The sequence below is a fragment of the Jiangella alba genome, from assembly GCF_900106035.1.
Taxonomy (GTDB): Bacteria; Actinomycetota; Actinomycetes; order Jiangellales; family Jiangellaceae; genus Jiangella; species Jiangella alba.
In genome coordinates, this window is the sequence record NZ_FNUC01000004.1 from 3,182,078 (window position 1) to 3,203,914 (window position 21,837).

Annotated in this window: 15 protein-coding genes; 10 read left to right on the plus strand and 5 right to left on the minus strand. The window is 72.2% G+C overall.

Annotation, left to right across the window (positions count from 1 at the left end):
* Positions 1-31: 31 nt before the first annotated feature.
* The 5 genes from BLV02_RS32630 to BLV02_RS32650 all read left to right on the plus strand — a co-directional run bounded on the left by BLV02_RS32630 (position 32) and on the right by BLV02_RS32650 (position 10,435).
* Entirely contained in the window at positions 32-1,498 is a 1,467-nt protein-coding gene (locus BLV02_RS32630; protein WP_069113724.1) for a cellulase family glycosylhydrolase, read from the plus strand.
* Between the two features lie 68 nt (positions 1,499-1,566).
* Entirely contained in the window at positions 1,567-3,708 is a 2,142-nt protein-coding gene (locus tag BLV02_RS32635; protein ID WP_069113723.1) for a DUF6351 family protein, read from the plus strand.
* 1 nt (position 3,709) lies between these two features.
* Positions 3,710-5,083, plus strand: a complete 1,374-nt coding sequence (locus tag BLV02_RS32640; protein ID WP_069113722.1) for a hypothetical protein — start codon at positions 3,710-3,712, stop codon at positions 5,081-5,083.
* A gap of 13 nt (positions 5,084-5,096) precedes the next feature.
* Positions 5,097-7,379, plus strand: a complete 2,283-nt coding sequence (locus BLV02_RS32645; protein ID WP_069113721.1) for an FAD-dependent oxidoreductase — start codon at positions 5,097-5,099, stop codon at positions 7,377-7,379.
* Positions 7,376-10,435 (plus strand): glycoside hydrolase family 2 TIM barrel-domain containing protein, encoded by a 3,060-nt coding sequence (locus tag BLV02_RS32650; protein WP_069113720.1) that lies wholly within the window; start codon positions 7,376-7,378, stop codon positions 10,433-10,435. The genes BLV02_RS32645 and BLV02_RS32650 overlap by 4 nt, the downstream gene beginning before the upstream one ends.
* Here the strand turns inward: BLV02_RS32650 and BLV02_RS32655 are convergent.
* Both BLV02_RS32655 and BLV02_RS36910 read right to left on the minus strand, forming a co-directional pair.
* Positions 10,422-11,048: a hypothetical protein gene (locus BLV02_RS32655; RefSeq protein ID WP_083289038.1), complete on the minus strand. Its 627-nt coding sequence runs from the start codon at positions 11,046-11,048 to the stop codon at positions 10,422-10,424. The two genes, BLV02_RS32650 and BLV02_RS32655, sit on opposite strands and share 14 nt — an antisense overlap.
* Entirely contained in the window at positions 11,014-11,757 is a 744-nt protein-coding gene (locus BLV02_RS36910; protein WP_176986546.1) for a hypothetical protein, read from the minus strand. Before BLV02_RS36910 ends, BLV02_RS32655 begins: the two co-directional genes overlap by 35 nt.
* 295 nt (positions 11,758-12,052) lie before the next feature.
* Between BLV02_RS36910 and BLV02_RS32665 the strand changes: the two genes are divergently transcribed.
* The 4 genes from BLV02_RS32665 (at position 12,053) to BLV02_RS36915 (ending at position 16,621) form a co-directional block, all read left to right on the plus strand.
* Positions 12,053-13,201 carry a glycosyltransferase gene (locus tag BLV02_RS32665; protein ID WP_069113799.1) on the plus strand — a complete coding sequence of 383 codons (1,149 nt, stop codon included), beginning with the start codon at positions 12,053-12,055 and terminating at the stop codon, positions 13,199-13,201.
* Between the two features lie 60 nt (positions 13,202-13,261).
* Positions 13,262-15,094 (plus strand): AMP-dependent synthetase/ligase, encoded by a 1,833-nt coding sequence (locus BLV02_RS32670; RefSeq protein WP_069113718.1) that lies wholly within the window; start codon positions 13,262-13,264, stop codon positions 15,092-15,094.
* 39 nt (positions 15,095-15,133) lie between these two features.
* Positions 15,134-16,360: a radical SAM family heme chaperone HemW gene (gene hemW, locus BLV02_RS32675; protein ID WP_069113717.1), complete on the plus strand. Its 1,227-nt coding sequence runs from the start codon at positions 15,134-15,136 to the stop codon at positions 16,358-16,360.
* A 96-nt stretch (positions 16,361-16,456) separates the two neighbouring features.
* Complete coding sequence (locus BLV02_RS36915) at positions 16,457-16,621, plus strand: hypothetical protein (RefSeq protein ID WP_171906837.1); 165 nt, start codon at positions 16,457-16,459, stop codon at positions 16,619-16,621.
* On the opposite strand, the gene BLV02_RS32680 is transcribed toward BLV02_RS36915, so the two are convergent.
* From BLV02_RS32680 to BLV02_RS32690, 3 genes are all read right to left on the minus strand, one after another.
* Complete coding sequence (locus tag BLV02_RS32680) at positions 16,605-17,441, minus strand: DUF3097 domain-containing protein (protein ID WP_069113716.1); 837 nt, start codon at positions 17,439-17,441, stop codon at positions 16,605-16,607. The two genes, BLV02_RS36915 and BLV02_RS32680, sit on opposite strands and share 17 nt — an antisense overlap.
* A 140-nt stretch (positions 17,442-17,581) precedes the next feature.
* Complete coding sequence (locus BLV02_RS32685; protein WP_069113715.1) at positions 17,582-19,081, minus strand: MFS transporter; 1,500 nt, start codon at positions 19,079-19,081, stop codon at positions 17,582-17,584.
* 70 nt (positions 19,082-19,151) lie between these two features.
* Positions 19,152-19,802, minus strand: coding sequence for a TetR/AcrR family transcriptional regulator (locus BLV02_RS32690; protein WP_069113714.1), 651 nt, complete (start codon positions 19,800-19,802; stop codon positions 19,152-19,154).
* Between the two features lie 1,007 nt (positions 19,803-20,809).
* Between BLV02_RS32690 and hrcA the strand changes: the two genes are divergently transcribed.
* Positions 20,810-21,832: a heat-inducible transcriptional repressor HrcA gene (gene hrcA / locus BLV02_RS32695; protein ID WP_069113713.1), complete on the plus strand. Its 1,023-nt coding sequence runs from the start codon at positions 20,810-20,812 to the stop codon at positions 21,830-21,832.
* The last annotated feature ends 5 nt before the right edge of the window (positions 21,833-21,837 follow it).

Sequence of the window (21,837 nt, forward strand, 5' to 3'; positions counted from 1 at the left end):
GTGGGGCCGAACGAGTTCCGAAGGAGCAACCATGTTCGGGAGATCACCGAGAACCGTCCTGCTCGCCACGGCGTCCGCGCTCGCGCTGGCGGCCGGGCTGCTCAGCGGCGCCGCCGCGGCGCCCGCACCGCAACCGGACGACGCGGCGCCCGCCGCGCTGCCCGCCCTGCGGACCCAGGGCAACAAGATCGTCGACGCCACCGGTGCGCCGGTGACGCTGCGCGGCCTGTCGATCCTCGCGCCGGAGCAGAACGACGTCTGCACCGACTGCAACTCCAAGCCGATCAACGAGCTGATCGACATGACGATCACCGGCGGCTGGGAGTCGAAGGTGCTGCGGCTGCTGGTCACCGAGGTCCTGGGCAAGGACCTCGCCGCGTACGACGCCCAGTACATCCGTCCGTACGTCGACTACGCGGTGTCGAAGGGCCTCTACGTCATCATCGACCTGCACCTGGTGCGCAACTACGGCGACGCCGCCGGCGCGGTGCCGCAGGCGCAGGTCAAGCAGTTCTGGGATTACATCGCCCCGCGTTACGGGAACAACCCCAACGTGCTGTTCGAGGTGTTCAACGAGCCGATCAACCCGGACAGCTGGGCCACCTGGAAGAGCTACATCCAGCCCGTCGTCGACTCCATCCGCACCGTCTCCGACAACGTCATCCTCATGGGCAGCCCGGCGTGGAGCACCCGGGTCAACGGCGCGCTGACCAACCCGATCACCGGCGGGAACATCGCCTACGTCTACCACCTCTACCCGAACCAGGGACCGGCCACCGCGGCCAACCTGGACCCGAAGTTCGGCAACGCCTCGGCCACGATCCCGGTGGTGCTGACGGAGTTCGGCTGGGACCCGGTGCAGCCGCCGCACCCGGTCACCGGCGGGACGACGTCGGGCTGGGGGCTGCCGCTGCGGCAGTACCTCGACGCCCGTCCGCAGATCGGCTGGACCGCGTGGATCTTCGACAACTTCTGGGCGCCGGTCATGTTCGACAAGAACTGGAACCTGCTCGGCGGCGAGCACCAGGGCGCGTTCGTCCGCGACTGGCTGGCCGGCAAGCCGGCGACGTCGCCGTGCAACACGCACCTCGCCCGCGGCGCGACCGTCACCGCGTCGTCCACCTACGCGGCGAGCTCACCGGCGAGCAAGGCCGTCGACGGGTCGTGCGCCGACGACGGCCGCTGGATGTCCGCCGAGGGTGACACGACGCCCACGCTGACCATCAACCTCGGCAGCTACAAGAGCGTCGACCAGATCGACGTCTACAGCGGCTACCGCTGGCCGGCCACGGTGGCCGACACGATCCTCGTCGCGTTCCGGGTCGAGGCGCACACGGCGTCGGGCTGGGTGACCGCGGCCACCGTCACGGGCAACACCAAGGCGGTCGTGACGGTGACCGCGCCGACGGCCCCGATCGACCAGGTCCGGCTCGTCATCACCGACCCGTCGAACAACGCGGTCGACATCGCCCGGGTCTACGAGGTGGCCCTGCACTAGACCGTCCGACGGCGCGGGGCGGCGGGCACCCGCCCCGCGCCGGCACACCGCCGTCGAGAGGACTACCGATGCCTCGCTTCAGTGTCGCCGCGATCGCCGCCTCGGTGCTCGCCCTGGCGCTCGTCCCCGCCGCACCGGCAGCCCCGCCGGGCGGCCTGGAGATCACCACGCTGTCGGGGCGGGCCGACACCGTCACCGGCGGCGACAGCCTCGTCCGGGTCGACGTGCCCCGCGCCGTTCCGCTGCACCGCGTGACGGTCCGCCTGAACGGCGACGACGTGACCGGCGCGTTCGTCGCCGACCCGGCCGCGCGGACCCTCACCGGGCTGGTCGACGGGCTGCGGCTCGGCCCGAACACGCTGGTCGCCGGCGCCCCCGGCCGCCAGGCCCGGCTCGACGTCGTCAACCACCCGCAGGAGGGTCCGGTGTTCTCCGGGCCGCACCAGCAGCCGTTCCTCTGCGAGACCGCGCAGTTCACCGTGCCGGTGATCGGCGGGACGCTCGGCCCGCCGCTGGACGAGCACTGCACCGTCGCGCCGCGGGTCGACTACTTCTACCGCACGACGGCGGGCGCGTACGCGCCGTGGCCGGCCGGCGCGACGACCTACCCGGCCGACCTGGCGCACACGACCACGTCGGCGGGCGCGACCGTTCCGTTCATCGTCCGGATGGAGACGGACAGCGCGAACCGGGCCGTCGTCCAGACCAGCATGCTGCACGACCCGCTCGGCGAGGCGGAGCCGACGCCTGTACGCCGGGCCGAGGGCTGGAACGGCCGGGCCGTCTTCACCCTCGGCGGCGGCTGTTCCGGCGGGTGGTACCGCTCCGGCGCCGGCACCGGCGGCGTCACCGACGCGTTCCTGCTCGGCCAGGGCTACGCGCTGCTGTCGTCGTCGCTCAACGTGTTCGGCAACAACTGCAACGACCTCACCGCGGCCGAGTCGGCGATGATGACGAAGGAGCTGTTCGTCGAGCGCTACGGCCCGCCCGAGCACACCATCGGGTTCGGCTGCTCCGGCGGCTCGTACCAGGCGCACCAGATCACCGACAACTACCCCGGCATCTTCGACGGCATCGTCGTGGGCTGCTCGTTCCCCGAGGTGGGGTTCGGGACGGTCGACTTCATCAGCGACGCGTGGCTGCTGCACGACTACTTCAGCACCGACGCCACCGTGGCGTGGACGCAGGAGCAGCAACGGCTGGTCGCGGGGTTCGCCACCTACGCCACACTGCCGGCGATGGCCGTGAGCGCCGGGCGCATCGACCCGCGCCGGTTCTGCGGCATCCTGCCGGCCGAGCAGCGCTACGACCCTGCCGGCAACCCCGGCGGCGCCCGCTGCGACGTCTACGACCACGCGATCAACGCCTACGGCGCCGACCCCGTCACCGGGTTCGCGCGGCGGCCGCTGGACAACGTCGGCATCCAGTACGGGCTGGCGACGCTGAACGACGGCACCATCACGCCGGAGCAGTTCCTGGAGCTGAACGAGCGGGTCGGCGGCTTCGACGCCGACGCGAACATCGTCGCGTCGCGCACGGAGGCGGATCTCGACGCCACCCGCATCGCATACCGGACCGGCCGCCTCACCAGCGGCGGCGGTGGCCTGGCGGACGTGCCGATCATCGACTACCGGGCCTACATGGACGACCAGTCGTACGGCGACATCCACGTCCGGTACCACACGTCGTCGATGCGGCAGCGGCTCGAGAACGCCAACGGCACGTCCGCCAACCACGTCAGCCTGCTGGAGGACGCCCGCTACGGCCTGTTCAGCACCGAGAGCCCCCTGCTGCGGCACGCGATCACGCAACTGGACCGGTGGCTGACGACGCTGGCGGCCGACGACTCCGACGCGGCCCGCATCGACAAGATCGTCGCGGCCCGTCCGGACGCGCTGGTGGAGGGGTGCATGACCCGCTCGGCCGAGGCCGAGGCCGAGTTCGTCGCGGAGACGCTGGACCGCGACCCGGCGAGCGAGTGCGAGCAGCTGTACCCGTCGGCGTCGTTCCCGCGCGAGGTGGCCGGCGAGAGCGTCGCCGCCGACGTCGTCAAGTGCCGGCTGAAGGAGCCCGAGCGCGACGACTACGCCGTCGAGTGGACCGACGACCAGTGGGAGCGGCTGACGACGATCTTCGCCGGCGGCGTCTGCGACTACTCGGTGCCCGGCGTCGAGCAGCAGGGCCTCGCCGGCACCTGGCTGAGGTTCTGACATGCACGTCTCCGGAGTGGCGCCCGACCTCGCGCAGATCGCCGACCTCGGCCCGCCGCGCAGCGAGATCGGCATCGGCGCGCTGATGCCGTGGGCCGGGAAGCTGTACGTCCAGAACTACCTCTCGCACAAGCGCACCAGCGGCAGCGGGACCAGCCTGCGCCGCGTCGACGCCGACTTCTCCATGGAGGTGGTCCCCGAGACCCTCGGCGTCGACGGCACGTACACCAACCGGTTCGTGCACTTCCCGTCGAACCAGCTGGTCATCGGCCCGCACGTGATCGACGCCGAGCACCGCATCAGGACCGTGCCGGAACTGGAGCCGCTGCGGGTGTGCGGCACGTCGCGGCACCTTCGCGATCCCGAGAACCTCGTCTACGTGCTGTGCATGGAGGGCGAGCTGTTCGAGCTGGACGTGCGGACGCTGGCCTGCCGGCAGGTGGCCGACCTCAACACCGAGCTCGGCTCGGCCGGCGAGTTCCGCGTGCACTACAAGGACTGCTACACCGCGTTCGGCCGGCTCGTGGTCTGCTCGAACGAGTACCACGAGCCGGACTGGCGGGGTGAGCAGGCCGAGGGCCGGCTGGCCGAGTTCGACGGGCAGCGCTGGACCATCCTGGAGCGCAGTCCGTACACCGCGATCGGCGGGCGGCACGAGTTCGGCGGGACGATCTTCGCGTCCGGCTGGGACCGCGCGTCGGCGCTGCTGTCCGTCTACACCGACGCCGACGGCCGGTGGACCCGCTACCGGCTGCCGAAGGCGTCGCACACGTTCGACCACAAGTGGCAGACCGAGTGGCCGCGCATCCGCGAGGTCGAGCACGAGCGGTTCCTGCTCGACCACCACGGCATGTTCTACGAGCTGTCGCCGTGGGCGTACGGCGGGCGGATCTGGGGCGTGCGGCCGGTGTCGACGCACCTGTGGGTGCTCGGCGACTTCTGCTCGTGGCGCGGCCTGCTGGTCGCCGGGATGGACAACGCGTCGCCCAGCCGCGGCCTGAGCCCGACGACGGCCGAGCCGCAGTCGGGGCTGTGGTTCGGCAAGACCGACGACCTGTGGTCGTTCGGGAAGCCGGCCGGGTGGGGCGGCCCGTGGTGGCTGGACGAGGTGCGCGCGGGGGTGCCGTCGGACCCGTATCTGATGACCGGATTCGAGCACAAGTGCGTGCACGTCGAGAACGCCGGCGACGCCACCGCCCGGTTCTCCGTCGAGATCGACGTCCACGGGCACGGCCGGTTCGCCGCCTCCCAGACGCTGACCGTCGAGCCCGGCCAGACCGTCACGCACGTCTTCCCGGCCGGGTTCAGTGCCCACTGGGTGCGCCTGGTCAGCGACACCGACACCGTCGCGTCGGCACAGTTCTTCTACACGTGAGGATCTTCTCCAGATGATTCAGGAACGTCCGCTCCTCGTCACCGAGCCGGCCACCGATCAGCGGGGGTTCCGCACCGAGCGGCTCGCCGCCGACCTCGTCATCGTCGGCGGGGGACTGGCCGGCAGCTGCGCCGCGGTCACCGCCGCCCGGGCCGGCATCCGGGTGGTGCTGGTGCAGGACCGGCCGGTGCTCGGCGGCAACGCCTCCAGCGAGGTGCGGCTGTGGGCGCTCGGCGCGACGGCGCACATGTTCAACAACAACCGGTGGTCGCGCGAGGGCGGCGTGCTGGACGAGCTGCTGGTCGAGAACGTGTTCCGCAACCGCGAGGGCAACGCCGTCCTGTTCGACACCGTCCTGCTGGAGAAGGTGGTGTCCGAGCCGAACGTGACGCTGCTGCTGAACACCGCGGCCATCGCGGTCGAGAAGGACGGCGACCGCATCGCGTCGGTGACGGCGTTCTGCAGCCAGAACTCCACCCGCTACGAACTGACGGCACCGCTGTTCTGCGACGCGTCCGGCGACGGCGTGCTCGGCTACCTCGCCGGTGCGGCCTACCGGATGGGCGCGGAGTCGTCGGAGGAGTTCGGCGAGCTGTTCGCGCCGTCGGAGTCGTACGGTGGCCTGCTCGGCCAGTCGATCTACTTCTACAGCAAGGACGTCGGGCAGCCGGTGTCGTTCACGCCGCCGGAGTGGGCGCTCACGGACATCACCGAGATCCCGCGCTGGCGCAGCTTCGACACCAAGGTGCAGGGCTGCCGGCTGTGGTGGATCGAGTACGGCGGCCGGCTGGACACCGTCCACGACACCGAGTCGATCAAGTGGGAGCTGTGGAAGGTCGTCTACGGCGTCTGGAACCACCTGAAGAACTCCGGGCAGTTCCCGGACGCCGAGACGCTGACGCTGGAGTGGGTCGGGCTGATCCCGGGCAAGCGGGAGAGCCGCCGGTTCGAGGGCCTGTACCTGCTGCGCCAGCAGGACCTCGTCGAGCAGACGGAGCACTCCGACGCGATCGCCTCGGGTGGCTGGTCCATCGACCTGCACCCGGCCGACGGCGTGTTCAGCGAGCACGCGGGCAGCAGCCACCTGCACACCCGCGGCGTCTACCAGGTGCCGTACCGCTGCCTGGTCAGCCGCGACGTCGGCAACCTGTTCCTCGCCGGGCGCATCATCAGCGTCTCGCACGTCGCGTTCGCCTCGACGCGCGTCATGGCCACCTGTGCGCAGCTCGGCCAGGCCGTCGGGATGGCGGCCGCGCTGTGTACCCGTACTGGGTCGCTGCCGGCCGACGTCGTCGCGCCGGACCGGATGCGTGAGCTGCAACGCGACCTGCTGCGCGCCGGCCAGCACATCCCCGGCCACCGGCTGGACGACCCGGACGACCTCGTGCGGTCCGCGACCGTGTCGGCGTCCAGCTCGTTCGTGCTGTCGTCGCTGCCGGACGACGGGCCGGCGGTGCCGCTGGACGCGCCGCGGGCGCAGCTGCTGCCGGTGCCGGCCGGGCGCTGCCCGCGGATCGGGCTGACGGTCGACGTCGCCGCGCCGACGACGGTGCGGGTGGAGCTGCGCACCGGGAACCGTCCGGACGACTACACGCCCGACGTCGTGCTGGGCGCCCAGGAGTTCGCGCTGGGGGCCGGCGACGGACAGCGGGTCGAGCTGGATCTCGACGTGGTGGTCGACGAGCCGCGGTACGTGTTCGTCGCCGTTCAGGCGGCCGAGGGCGTCTCGGTGCGGACGACGCAGACGCGGGTCACCGGGCTGGTGTCGGTGCGGCACCCCGGCACGCAGGAGGCCGACCCGGCGGTCGGGCGGCCGCGGGTGGAGTTCTGGACGCCGGAGCGGCGGCCCGGCGGGCACAACCTCGCCGTCACCGTCGACCCGCCACTGCGCGCGTGGGGCGCGGAGCAGCTGCGGCACGGCCACGCGCGGCCGACGGCGCAGCCGAACGCCTGGGCGGCGGCGCTCGGCGACCCGGCTCCGGCCGTGACGCTGCGGTGGGCGTCGCCGCAGGTCATCGAGCGGATCGAGCTGGGCTTCGACACCGACTTCGACCACGCCATGGAGACCGTGCTGTGGCCGCACCCGGAGAGCGCGATGCCGTTCTGCGTGCGCGACTACCGGGTGCTGGCCGGTGATCGCGTCGTCGCCGAACGGACCGGGAACCACCAGACCCGCGACACCCTCGTCTTCGACCCGCCGCTGGAGACCGGCGAGGTGACCGTCGAGGTCGTGGCGTCGCACGGCGACGTGCCCGCCGCGGTGTTCGAGGTCCGCTGCTACGGGGAGCGCCGATGACGCCGTCGCCCACCGGCTTCGTGCCGGGCGAGGGGACGCTGCCGCCGCGCGCCACGTTCGCCTCCGACGCGCCGGCGCTGTCCCTGAACGGCGCCTGGCGGTTCCGCTGGTCGCCCACGGTGCGCGCCACCGAGGGCTTCGAGGACCCGTCCTTCGACGACTCGGCGTGGGCGTTCCTGCCGGTCCCGTCGCACTGGCAGCTGCACGGGTACGGCGCGCCCTGGTACACGAACTCGCCGTACCCGTTCCCGATCGACCCGCCGCGGGTGCCGGACGAGAACCCGAGCGGCGAGTACCGGCTGACGTTCCGGGCGCCGTCCTGGGCCGGGCAGCGGGCGGTGCTGCGCTTCGACGGCGTCGACTCGTTCTTCACGGCCTGGCTGAACGGGCAGCGGCTCGGGTACGCGACCGGCAGCCGGCTGCCGTCGGAGTTCGACGTCACCGCTCACCTGCGGCCCGGCGCGGACAACGTCCTGGCCGTGCGGGTGCACCAGTGGTCGGCCGGCAGCTACCTGGAGGACCAGGACATGTGGTGGCTGTCCGGGATCTTCCGCGACGTGACGTTGCTGGCGCGGCCCGCGGGCTCGGTCCACGACTTCACCGTTCATGCCGACTACGACGGTGAGACCGGCACGCTGCGGGTCGACGCGGACGGCGCCGCGCGGGTGCTGGTGCCGTCGCTCGGGGTCGACGCGGCGGCCGGCGAGGACGTCGCCGTCGGCCCGGTCGAGCCGTGGAGCGCCGAGTCGCCGCGGCTCTATGACGGCGAGCTGGTCACCGCGACGGAGCGGATCGCGCTGCGGATCGGCTTCCGCCGGGTCGCCGTCGAGAACGGGCTGCTCACCGTCAACGGGCGGCGGGTGCTGTTCCGCGGCGTCAACCGGCACGAGTTCCACCCCGACCGCGGCCGTGCGCTGACCCGTCAGGACATGCTCGACGACGTGCTGCTGATGAAGCGGCACAACGTCAACGCCGTCCGGACCAGCCACTACCCGCCGCACCCGCACTTCCTCGACCTGTGCGACGAGTACGGGCTGTACGTCGTCGACGAGTGCGACCTCGAGACGCACGGCTTCGGCTACGAGGACTGGCGCGGCAACCCCAGCGACGACGACCGGTGGCGGCCGGCCTACCTGGACCGCATGGCGCGGATGGTCGAGCGGGACAAGAACCACCCCAGCGTCGTCATGTGGTCGCTCGGCAACGAGGCCGGTGCGGGCGCGAACCTCGCCGCCATCTACGCGTGGACGAAGGAGCGCGACCCGTCGCGGCCGGTGCACTACGAGGGCGACCCGTCCTGCTCGGACGTGTACAGCCGCATGTACGCGTCGCAGGCCGAGGTCGACGAGATCGGCCGCGGCGAGGGGAAGCCGTTCGTGCTGTGCGAGTACGCGCACGCGATGGGCAACGGGCCGGGCGGGCTGCGCGACTACCAGGACCTGTTCGAGCGCCACGAGCGCTGCCAGGGCGGCTTCGTCTGGGAGTGGATCGACCACGGCCTGCGCGCCCGCGACGCGTCCGGCCGCTCGTACTACGCGTACGGCGGCGACTTCGGCGAGACGTTCCACGGCGGCACCTTCGTCGCCGACGGGCTGGTGTTCCCGGACCGCACGCCGTCGCCGGGCCTCGTCGAGCTGAAGAAGGTGGTCGAGCCGCTGCGCCTCGGCGGCGGCTCCCGGCTCGTCGTCGAGAACCTGCACGAGGTGCTCGACACCAGCCGGTACGCGTTCCGGTGGACCCTGACCGACGACCGCGCCGAGGTGGCGGCGGGGACGCTGGCCGTGCCCGTCGTACCGGCCGGTGGGCGGACGGAGGTGGCGCTGCCGTCGCTGCCGCCCGTGGGCCCCGGCTCGGAGGCGGGCTCGGGCTCGGGCTCGGGCTCGGGGGAGCGGTGGCTGACGGTGAGCGCGGTGCTCGCCGAGGACGCGCCGTGGGCCGCAGCCGGGCACGAGGTGGCGTGGGGGCAGCTGCCGGTGGGCGCCGCGCCGTCGCCTGTCGTTCCGGTGGCGCCGGACGCCCGGCCGGTCCGCCTCGACCCCGACACCGGCCGGCTGGCCGGCCTGGGCGGGCTGGACGTGACCGGCGCGGCGCTCGACGTGTGGCGGGCGCCGATCGACAACGACGCCGGCGGGCTGGCCACGCTGGGCGCGACGTGGCGGACGCTCGGGCTGGACCGCCTGACGCACCGGCTCGACAACGTCCGCGCGTCCGGTTCCGCGCTGGTCGTGGACACGCGGGTGGCGCCGGCCGCCCGGGCGTTCGCGCTGCGCGCCGTGTACCGGTGGACGCCGGTCGCCGACGACGCCGTGCACCTGGCGCTGACGGTGACGCCCGAGGGTTCCTGGCCCGACGACGTGTGGTTGCCGCGCCTCGGTGTCGTGCTGGAGCTGCCGGCCCGCTACGACCGGGTGACGTGGTTCGGCCGCGGCCCGGGCGAGGCGTACCCGGACTCCCGCGAAGCGGCCCGCCTCGGCCGCTTCTCCCTCGGCGTCGACGAGTTGCAGACGCCGTACGTGTTCCCCCAGGAGAACGGCCACCGCGCCGACGTCCGCTCGGCGTTCGTCCACGCCGCCGACGGCTCCGGCCTGGCTGTCGAGGGCTCCGGCCTCGCCGCCGACGGCTCGGGCCTGGCTGTCGAGGACTCGGGCCTCGCTGTCGAGGGCGAGGCCGACCTTTCGCGTGGTAGGTGTGACCCTCCCCGTTCGGGTGGGGGCTTGACCATGAGGGCGGGCACCGACAACGTCGGCGAGGACGAACCGGACGCACACGCCGCCGGGTCCGCCCCGGCTGTCGCGGCGATGCCCGCCCCGGCTGTCGCGGCGATGCCCGGCCCGCCGGTGTTCGGCCTGACCGTCCGGCGCTGGACGACCGCCGACCTCGAGGCGGCCCGGCACCATGCCGAGCTGCGTCCGCGCGACCGCGTGTACGTCACCCTTGACCTCGCCCAGCACGGCCTGGGCAGCGCGTCGTGCGGCCCGCCGACGCTGCCGGAGTACCGGCTCGCGGTCGCGCCGGCCGAGTTCGCGGTGACGCTGCGGGCGGTCAGGTCCGGTTGAGGAACCCGATCACCGTCGCCGTCCACCACGCCAGCTGCGACGCCGTCGCCATCAGCAGGCCGGCCCGCAACAGCCGCCGCGACGGCGTCGTGCGGGCCGCGAGTCGCCGGCTGACCGCCAGCGCCAGTACGCCGACCACCCCCGCCACCCCCACCATCGCGACCTTGACCAGCGTGATCGTCGACGCGTAGTCGGGCGAGAGCAGCATCCCGGACAGCATCAGCCCGCCCAGCCCGAGCCAGATCGGCACCGCCAGCGCGGCCGCCGTCGTCACCACCTCGCGCAGCGTCCCCTTGCCCAGTTGCCAGCGCAGCCCGAACCAGTCGACCGCCAGCACGCTGCCCAGGCCCAGCACCACGCAGGCCAGGTGCACGAACTGCGCGACGGAGTGGACGACCGGCGGCGGCTGCACCAGCGCGCTGCCGAGCACGACGCCGGCCAGCACGATCAGCGTCGAGAACGCCAGCGCGAGCTCGGCCCGGGTGACGATCGGCTCGCGTTTCGGCTTCGCGACGACGGCGGTGCCGGCGCCGGTGCCGGCCGGCAGCGCGACCGCGGGCAGCGTCAGCGCCGCGCCGTCACTCGCAGGCCGGCGCCGCAGCCAGGAGCGCATGCGCGTCGTCGTAGGCGGCGATGTTCACCGGCGCGGCCTCCCAGGAGGCGACCCAGAGATCCTGGGCGGCGGCCGCGGTCATCTCGCCGTCGGCGTGCGCGGCCATCGCGTTGAGGTGGTTGGCCCAGTCCTGCAGCCCGGCGGTCGAGGCGGCGACGGCCGTCGTCATCACGGTCTCGCGTTCCAGGCAGGCGGCGGCCTGGTCGGCGACCTCGGGCAGCGCGCCCTCCAGCGAGCCGAGATCGCCGCAGCCGGGCAGCGCGTCGTACGCCTCGAGGGCGGCCGTCGCCTGGGCGACGTCGTCGGGGCCGGAGAGGCGGGTGCGCTTCCAGATGGCGCGCATCTCCTCCTGGGCGACGGTGCCGGCGAGCATGTCCGTCCGCGCCTGCACGTGCTCGCCCCAGTGCCCGATGCCGACGCCCGCGCTCTCGACGTAGGCCTCGCCGGCGGCCATGCGCTCGACGCACGCCCTGACGGCGTCGCGGCCGATCTGGGCGACCTCGAACGAGCCGGGCGTCTCGCCGCGCGACGCCTCGCCGGCCGCGTCGGTCCGGGAACCATCGGCCGCCCCGGCGGAGTCATTGCCGCTGTCGCCGCCGGTGAGCGCATTCACGCCGGCCCAGCCGAGCAGTGGCAGGCCGATCACGAGCAGAGCCGCGATGACGAGCCCGGCCGTTCCGCGACGTTCGCGCTTTCGTTGCCTCGGCACAAGTGCCCCCCTTCAATCCCCGGGCATTTTTCCATATCAACGTGATCAAATACATAGTCAGTCTTATCGACGGAGAATACGGACATATCGATCTTGTGAGCTGGGGATTCTCTGGTCGAGCCGGGTCGGTGCCAGAGGTTTTCCCGCCCGCCCGGGGTCTGCAAGCCCCATTGCCGCAATTCGTGAATGTCGTCGTGACGAATCGTGAAGATGCGGCGAAAGTGGGCGCCGGAATTCACCGGCTGGACACGTCGGCGTCGCCTCGGGGCTGATCCGTGCCGACAGAGTGACGGCCGTGCGCATCCTTCAGGCCGCCAATTTCGTCGCGCCGCACTCGGGCGGGATCCGGACGATGATGCGGCATCTCGCCGACGGGTACGCCGCCGCCGGGCACGAGGTCGTGGCGGTGGTGCCGGGGGAGCGCAACGCGACGCGCGCCACGTCGTACGGACGCGTCATCGAGATCGCCGCGCCGACCATCCCGGCCACCGGCGGCTACCGGATGATCACCCGGTGGCGCATCGTCGAGGACCTGCTCGCCGTCATCGCGCCGGACCGCGTCGAGGTGTCCGACCGCATGACGCTGGCCCGCATCGGGCCGTGGGCCGCGCGCCGCGACGTGCCGTCGGCGGTGTTCTCGCACGAGCGCCTGGACGCGCTGCTGCAGTTCCACCTCGGCCGGGCGCTGCCGACCAAACAGCTCGCCGACCGCTGGAACCGCAGGCTGGCGTCGTCGTTCGGCACCGTCGTCTGCACCACCCGGTGGGCCGCCGAGGAGTTCGTCCGGCTGGGTGTCGGCAACCTCGCGCACGTGCCGCTGGGCATCGACCTGGACACCTTCCACCCGCGACGGCGCGACCCGCGGCTGCGCGCCGAGCTGGCCCGCGGCGCCGACGTCCTGATCGTCACCGCCGTGCGGCTGTCGCCGGAGAAGCGCCCCGACCTGCTCGTCCCCATGGTCGACGAACTGGTGAGCCGGGGTGCGAACGTCCGGATGGTCGTGTGCGGCGACGGCTCGGTCCGCGACATGGTGGCCGAGCAGGCCGAGAGCCGCCCCGTCACGATGGCCGGGTTCGTCGCCGACCGCTCACACCTGGCCGCGGTGCTGGCCAGCGCCGACGTCGTGGTGGCGCCCGGGCCGTACGAGACGTTCGGGCTGGCCGCGCTGGAGGCGATGGCCAGCGGCACCCCGGTGGTCGCCAGCGACCGCGGCGCGCTGCCGGAGATGGTGACCGGCGGGTCCGGGCGGACCGCTCCGTCCGACCCCGCGGCGATGGCGGAGGCGGTCCTGGACGTGGTCGCGGACGGCCCCGCGGCGAGGCGGGCGGCGCGCCGCCGGGCCCAGGATTTCTCCTGGTCGGATACGGTTGAGGGGATGCTCGCGGTGCACGGATTGGAAACCCGTGCGCCGCACAGACTGTCGCTGGGAGCTACCAGGTCGTAACCTTCCTCCACCTGGCCGTTTCCGGCCGGTCCCGTCAAGGGCGATTGGGAGGAATGACGCATGAGCCTCGGCACCACTGACCAGGCAGATCTCGTCGCGGTGCGGCCGGCCTCGGTCGGCAGGATGTTCCTGGATCGGGTCGAGGCCACCCCGAGCCGCGAGGCCTACCGCTACCCCAGCGGTTCCGGCTGGTCGTCGCTGACCTGGGACGAGACCAAGGACCGCGTCTGGGCGTTCGCCGCCGGCCTGCTCGACCTCGGCGTCGAGCACGAGCAGCGCGTCGCCATCGCCGCCACCACGCGCATCGAGTGGATCCTCGCCGACCTCGCCATCAACGTCATCGGCGCCGCCACCACCACCGTCTACCCGACCACCACGCCCGAGGACGTCGCCTACATCCTCAGCGACTCCGACACCCGCGTCGTGTTCGCCGAGAACGCCGAGCAGGTCGCCAAGGTGCTCGAGCAGCGCGCCGAGCTGCCGCAGCTCACCCGCATCGTGGTCTTCGACGACGACGGCGTCGACTCGCACGACAGCTTCGTCATCACCCTGGCCGAGCTCGACGAGCGCGGCCGCGCGCTGCTGGCCGAGCGTCCCGACGCCGTCGACATCGCGCTCGAGGCCGTCGGACCCGAGACGCTGGCCACCCTCATCTACACTTCCGGTACCACCGGGCGGCCCAAGGGCGTCCGGCTGGTCAACGACAACTGGGTGTACGAGGGCGTCGCGGTCGACGCCCACAAGATCCTCTCCGTCGACGACGTCCAGTACCTCTGGCTGCCGCTGTCGCACTCGTTCGGCAAGACGCTCGAGGCCATCCAGCTGCGCATCGGCTTCGCCACCGCCGTCGACGGCAACCTCGACAACATCGTCGAGAACCTCGGCGTCGTGAAGCCGACGTTCATGGCCGGCGCGCCGCGCATCTTCGAGAAGGTGCGGTCGCGGGTCATCACCGGCGTCGACAACGAGGGCGGCCCGAAGGCGAAGATCTTCGCCTGGGCGTTCGGCGTCGGTGCCAAGGTGTCGAAGCTGCGCCAGAACGGCCAAGAGCCCACCGGGCTGCTGAAGTTCCAGTACGGCCTCGCCGACAAGCTGGTGTTCAGCAAGATCAAGGCCCGGCTGGGCGGCAACATCCGGTTCTTCGTCAGCGGCGCGGCCGCGCTCTCCCGCGACGTCGCCGAGTGGTTCCACGCGGCCGGCATGCTCATCCTCGAGGGCTACGGCCTCACCGAGACCAGCGCCGCTTGCTTCGTCAACGTGCCCTGGGACTGCCGCTTCGGCACCGTCGGGCCGCCGCTGCCGGGCACCGAGGTGAAGATCGCCGACGACGGCGAGATCCTGGTCCGCGGCCCGGTCGTCATGCGCGGCTACCACAAGCTGCCCGACGTCACCGCCGAGGTGCTCGACCCCGACGGCTGGTTCCACACCGGCGACATCGGCGAGCTCGCCGACGGCTACCTGCGGGTCACCGACCGCAAGAAGGACCTCATCAAGACCTCCGGCGGCAAGTACGTCGCGCCGCAGAAGATCGAGATCATCTTCAAGGCGGTCAGTCCGCACGCCAGCCAGATCGTCGTCCACGGCGACACCCGCAACTACTGCGTCGCGCTCATCACGCTCGACCCCGAGGCCATCGGCGACTGGGCCGAGCACCACGACCTCGGCGGCCGCTCGTACGAGGAGCTGACCACGGCGCCTGAGGTGCGTGCGCTGATCCAGGGCCAGATCGACGAGCTCAACGCCCGGCTGGAGCGGTGGGAGACCATCAAGAAGTTCGAGATCCTGCCGGCCGACCTCAGCATCGAGGGCGGCGACATCACGCCCAGCCTCAAGGTGAAGCGCAAGGCGGTCGAGAAGCGGTACATGGCCGTCCTCGACGGCATGTACGACTGACGGTTTCGCCTCCGGGCCGCCGGGCGGGGACAATGGGACGTGCCCTCCACCCTGCCCGACGGCTCGCCCGCGCCCGCTGACGGCTCGCTGCCGCCGTCCGCGCTCGACGCCGCCGGCGCCCGGCCGTTCGGCGTGTACCTGCACGTGCCGTTCTGCACCACGCGCTGCGGCTACTGCGACTTCAACACCTACACGGCCGCGGAGCTGGGCGCCGAGCCCGGCGCGTCCCGGTCGTCGTGGGCCGACGGCGCCATCGCGGAGCTGCGGCTGGCCCGGCGGGTGCTCGGCGACGCCGACGTGCCGGTGTCGACGGTGTTCGTGGGCGGCGGCACGCCGACGCTGCTGCCGCCGTCCGACCTCGGCCGTGTGTTGCGGTTCCTCGGCGACGAGTTCGGGCTGGTCCCCGGCGCCGAGGTGACCACGGAGGCCAACCCCGAGTCCGTCGACGCGCGGTCGCTGGCCGGGCTGCGGGAAGCCGGCTTCACCCGGGTGTCCGTCGGCATGCAGAGCGCCCGGCCGCACGTGCTCGCCGTCCTCGACCGCGTGCACACGCCCGGCCGCCCGGCGCAGGCCGTGGCCGAGGCCCGCGCCGCCGGGTTCGAGCACGTCAGTGTCGACCTCATCTACGGCACGCCCGGCGAGACCGTCGACGACTGGCGGGCCAGCGTGTCGGCCGCCGTCGAGGCCGGGCCCGACCACGTCAGCGCCTACGCGCTCATCGTCGAGCCGGGCACGCGGCTGGCCGCCCGGATGTCGCGGGGCGAGCTGCCGTTCCCCGACGACGACGATCAGGCCGACAAGTACCTGCTGGCCGACTCACTGCTGTCGGCGGCCGGGTTCTCCTGGTACGAGCTGTCCAACTGGTCGACGTCGGCGGCGGGGCGCTGCCGGCACAACGAGCTGTACTGGACCGGCGCCGACTGGTGGGGCGCCGGCCCGGGCGCGCACAGCCACGTCGGCGGCACCCGCTGGTGGAACGTCAAGCACCCAGCCGCGTGGGCGGCCCGGCTGGCGGCGGGCGAGAGCCCGGCGCACGCCCGCGAGGTGCTCGACGCCGAGACGCGGCGGGTCGAGCGGGTGCTGCTGGAGGTCCGGCTGGTCTCCGGCCTCGACCTCTCCGTCCTCGACGACGCCGGCCGGTCGGCCGCGGCCAAGATCGTCGCCGACGGCCTCGGTGAGCCCGACGCCCTCGCCGCCGGACGCCTCGTCCTCACCCGCCGCGGCCGCCTCCTCGCCGACGCCGTCGTCCGCGACCTGCTGCCCTGAGTTCGCGGCCGACGTGATGATCGACATCCCGATATCGATCATGGCCACGACGCGGCGGCACCCGGCCCCCACGGCGCCGCCGCTCAACGGCACTCCGTGCTGAGCGAGTTCTGGGGCCGGGCCGCGGCGGGCCGGGCTCGGGCCGATGCGCAGCAGGCCGTCGGCAAGCGCCGCGACAAGGACCTGGCTCCGTACGCCCGCCTGAAGCTCAAGATCGACAACGACATCAGGATCCTGATGAACGTCAGGGACGGTCTGTAGCGGGGTCGGTCACGAAGTCGATCAGCTCCTCGACCCGGCCGAGGAGGGCCGGCTCGAGGTCGGTGTAGGTCGTGACCTTGCCGAGGATGTGCGCCCACGCCTCCCACGTCTCGCCGCGCCAGCCCAGCCGCGTCAGCACGCCCTCCTTCCAGGGCTCGCCCTTGGGCACGTCCGGCCACGCCTTCAGGCCGAGCACGGCCGGGCGGACCGCCTGCCACACGTCGATGTAGGGGTGGCCGACGATGAGAACGTGGTCGGAGCGGCGAACGGTGTCGGCGAGGCGGGTCTCCTTGCTGCCGGCGACCAGGTGGTCGAGCATGACGCCGAGGCGCCGGCCGGGGCGGGGCTGGAACTCGGCGACGACGGCGGCGAGGTCGTCGGCGCCGCCCAGCTCCTCGACGACGACGCCCTCGACCCGCAGGTCGTGGCCCCACACCTTCTCGACCAGCTCGGCGTCGTGCTTGCCCTCGACGTAGATGCGGCTGGCCCGCGCGGTGCGCGCCTTGTGGTCCAGCACGGCGACCGAGCCGGACGCGGACACCATGCGGCCGCTCTTCGCCGGCGCCGTGGGGCGGACCAGCTCGACCGGCTTGCCGTCGATCCAGAACCCGGGCCCGAGCGGGAACGCGCGCCGCTTGCCGTTCCGGTCCTCCAGGATCACGCCGTGCTTGTCGACCTCGACGACGGCGCCGACGTACCCCGTCTGCACGTCCTCGACGACCAGCCCCGGCACGGCGGCCTCCTGGGTGCTGACCGGGCGCTTCGGGTGCGGCGAGTTCGTGAGGACGTCGCGGCCGTAGCGGTCGTTGTAGGAGCTCACGTCCGGTGACGCTAGCCGCTCGGCGGGCGCGGGCGCGGCAGCGACACGAATCGGACACGGCGGGGAGCCCCGCCAGGAATGGCAGGGGCCCCGTCGCCGGACGACGGGGCCCCAGTCTCGTGCGGGCGTGCTGCCCTGGGTCAGTGGATCATGACCGGGGCGGCCTCGCCCTCGCCGTCGAGCTCGTCGAAGGCGGCCTGCTCGGTGTCGGGGGTCGCGTTCACGAAGAAGAACGCGATGGCCGCCGACACGACCAGGATGCCCACGGCCCACCAGATGGCGGTGGTGTAGCCGTTCACCATGCCCTGCAGCTGCACCAGCTCGGGCGGCGTGCTGCCACCCATGTGGGCGCCGATGTAGGACGTGGTGGCGCTGGCGGCGATGGTGTTCAGCAACGCCGTGCCGATGGCGCCGCCGACCTGCTGCGACGTGTTGATCATCGCCGAGGCGATGCCGGAGTCGCGCGGCTCGACGCCGAACGTCGCCAGGCTCATGGCCGGCATGAACGTGGTACCCAGGCCGAGGCCGAGCAGGATCTGCGCCGGGAGCAGCAGGGCCACGTACGAGCTGTCGACGTTCATCTGCGTCAGCAGCAGCATGCCGACCGCGGCGACCAGCAGACCCGGCGTCATCAGGTACCGCGCCGGGACGCGGGTCATCAGCCGTGCGCCCAGCTGGGTCGAGCCGATGACCATGCCGGCCACCATGGGCAGGAACGCGACGCCGGAGCGGATCGGGCTGTACCCCTTGACGATCTGCAGGTAATACGTGAGGAACAGGAACAGGCCGAACATCGCGATGACGGCCAGGCCGAGCGCGAGGTAGACCCCGCCGCGGTTGCGCTCGAGCACGACGCGCAGCGGCAGCAGCGGCTCCTTCACCTTGCGCTCCACCAGCACGAACGCGACCAGCAGGAGACCCGTCAGCACGAACATGGAGACGGTGCCGGTGTCGCTCCAGCCCTCGGTCTCGGCGCGGGTGAAGCCGTAGACCAGCGCCACCAGGCCGAGCGTGCCCAGCAGGGTGCCCGGGAGGTCGAGCGGCGCGCGGTTGCGGGTGCCGTCGGGCTCGTGCACCGCGGTGACGGCGCCGACGAACGCGATGGCGGCGATCGGGATGTTCACGAAGAACACCCAGCGCCAGTCGAGGTACTCGGTGAGGATGCCGCCGAGGATCAGGCCGAGCGCCGCGCCACCACCGGCGATGGCGCCGAAGATGCCGAACGCCTTGGCCCGCTCCTTGCCGTCGGTGAACATGACCGCCAGCAGCGACAGCGCCGCCGGGGCCAGCAGCGCGCCGAAGACGCCCTGCAACGCGCGGGAGGCGAACATCAGGGCCTCGTTGACGGCGGCGCCGCCCAGGGCCGACGCGGCCGCGAAGCCGATGAGGCCGGTGAGGAAGGTGTTCTTGCGGCCCCACATGTCGGCGATGCGGCCGCCGAGCAGGAGCAGGCTGCCGAACGCCAGCGCGTAGGCCGTGATGACCCACTGCCGGTTGGCGTCGGAGATGCCGAGGTCGGCCTGCGCCGACGGGAGCGCGATGTTCACGATGGTGGCGTCGAGCACCACCATCAGCTGAGCGAGGGCGATGAACGCCAGCGCCCGCCACCGCCTGGGGTCAGGCAGTTGGGTTTCAGGCATGACGAAGTCCAATCAATGGGTCACGAGTGTTCGTAGTCAGGACGAGTGGACCGGGGCTGAGGGGACGCGATCAGGTCCGGTCGGGCTCGAAGTCCTCGAAGGTGGCCGCGGTGCCGCACAGTTCCGAGCGGGCGGGCGCACGGAAGCCGTCGAGGAAGAGTTGGAGGTGGCGATGCATGAAACGTTCGACGTGAGCACACGCGGTGCCGGCGATGGGCCGGGTCAGCTGGGTGATCGCGACCATGAGATCACCGATGCCGACGTCGGGTCGTAGCTGACCGGCCTCGCGAGCGTTGTCCATCAGCTCGGTGACGACCGCTTCCAGCCGGACCCTGGCGTCGACCACGTGTGGGTCGTTCTTGTCGAAGCCTTCGTACAGCAGCGAACACAGCGCTCCGACCCGCTCGTCGGCCGCGCGGTGGACGAACCGCCGCAGCGCCTCGAACGCGTCGGTCTCCTCGGCGAGCGCCGACTCGGCCTGCTCGGTGATGCGAGCCAGCGAGTACGACGCGACGACGTGGATGAGCTCGTGCCGGTCGGCGAAGTGCCGGTACAGCGTGGCGTTGCCCACGCCCGCGCGGTGTGCGATGGCGTCGAGCGGCACGGCCGGCCCATGCTCGACGAACGCCTCGCGCGCCGCGGCGATGATGCGCTCACGGTTACGGGTGGCGTCGACGCGTGCCGGCTGTGCCCTGCGCTCGGCTGTCGCCATGCCGCCCATGATTCCCCCTTCGAGTCGAACGACGAAACGGAGATCTTCTCCCCGTTTCCTGAACCGGGGAGTGCGTCCCCGGTTGAGCTGGACGTGAGCTAAACGGGGATGGCATCCCCGGATATTTCCCGTAGCGGATGTGACCTGCGTCACACCGTCCGCTGGCGTCGTCGCCGAGATGGTTCCGGCGCGGACGGCAAGCGGATGTCCAGCACATTCGCACCATACGTGGCGGCACTGACAAGGTCGGGCCGCCGGCCTCCGGGGGACGGTTCGGTGGCGACGCGTGGGTTGGTGGCTGGACGGTGGCGGGCTGGAGTGGTGGTGGGCTGGAGTGGTGGTGGCGCCGGGTTGGTGGGGTCCGGCGTTGGCGGGCTGCAGGGTTGGCGGACCGTCCGCTGCGGGCCGTCGTCGAGGGCTGGCTGCGTTGGCCGCCTCGCGCTGGTTCGCCGGGGTGGCCACGTTGGCCGTCCCCCTGCTGCCCATTTCTTAGCCGCGCACGCGCGCCTCGAGCGGACTCGTGGGGCGCTTCGCGCGACGACGACCGCTTGACCCGCACGCACGCGGTCTAAGAACTGGCAGCTATCAGGGGGACGGGGGAAGTGCGGGCACAGCCCGCCCCGTCCACCGTCCGCCGTCGGCCGTCGGCCGCTGGCCCCGGGGCGACTCGGCGAAGGGGGCGCGTGCCGCGGTGGCCGGGGCGTGCCCAGACTTTCCCCGTCCCCCTGATAGGTGCCCGTTCTTAGGTCGGGAGTGCGCGGGTCAAGCGGTCACCCATCGCGCGAAGCGCCAATCCGGTCCGCTTGAGGCGCGTGCTCACGGCTAAGAGAATGGGCGCCAGGGGGACGGCCAACGGCCGCACAGCAGCGGACTGGAGCGAGAGCGGCGAACCCGACCGTCAAGTGCCGGCGACTCCAACCTCCTGACCTGCGAGGAAAGACGGGAGCGACCGGGACCACGTAGAATTGGCACTTGCCAGGGTCGAGTGCCAATTCCGCTGCGGGAGGTGTGCCCGGTTGTCCGTCGATGACCGCAAGCTCGACGTCCTCAGGGCGATCGTCGAGGACTACGTCGCCACCCAGGAGCCGGTCGGGTCGAAGGCGTTGGTCGACCGGCACCATCTGGGGGTGTCGCCGGCGACCATCCGCAACGACATGGCGGCGCTCGAGGAGGAGGGCTACATCGCCCAGCCGCACACGAGCGCCGGCCGGGTGCCCACCGACAAGGGGTACCGGCTGTTCGTCGACCGCCTGTCGAACGTGAAGCCGCTGTCGGCGCCGGAGAAGCGGGCCATCCAGACGTTCCTCGACGGCGCGGTCGACCTCGACGATGTCGTGTCGCGGACGGTGCGGCTGCTGGCGCAGCTGACCCGCCAGGCGGCGGTCGTGCAGTACCCGTCGCTGAGCCGGTCGCTGGTGCGCCACGTCGAGCTGGTCATGCTGGCGCCGGCGCGGGTGCTGGTGGTGCTCATCACCGACACCGGCCGGGTCGAGCAGCGCATCGTCGACCTCCCGTCCGACGCCGACGACGCGTTGGTGGGGGAGTTGCGGGCCCGCATCAACGCGCTCGCCGTGGGCCAGGATTTCGCGGCGGTCGAGGCGCGGGTGACGGAACTCACGGACCGGTTCGGCCCCGAGGACCGCGCGGCGGTCGCGGCGGTCACCGGCACGTTGCTCACCACGCTGATCGAGCGGCACGAGGAGCGGGTGGCGGTGGCCGGGACGGGCAACCTCGCCCGCTATGGCCAGGAGTTCGACCGCGAACTCGAGCCGCTGCTGTCGGCGCTCGAGGAGCACGTCGTGCTGCTGCGGCTGCTCGGCGAGGCCACCAGTCCCACCCCGGTCCGGGTCCGCATCGGCAGCGAGAACGCGCAGACCGGGCTCTCGGCCACGTCCGTCGTCACCTCCGGCTACGGGCCGGGCGAACTCGCCCTGGCTAGCATGGGGGTGGTCGGCCCGACCCGCATGGACTACCCCGGAACCATCGCGGCCGTCGGCGCCGTCGCTCGATACGTCAGCAAGATTCTCGCGGCTCACTAGGGAAG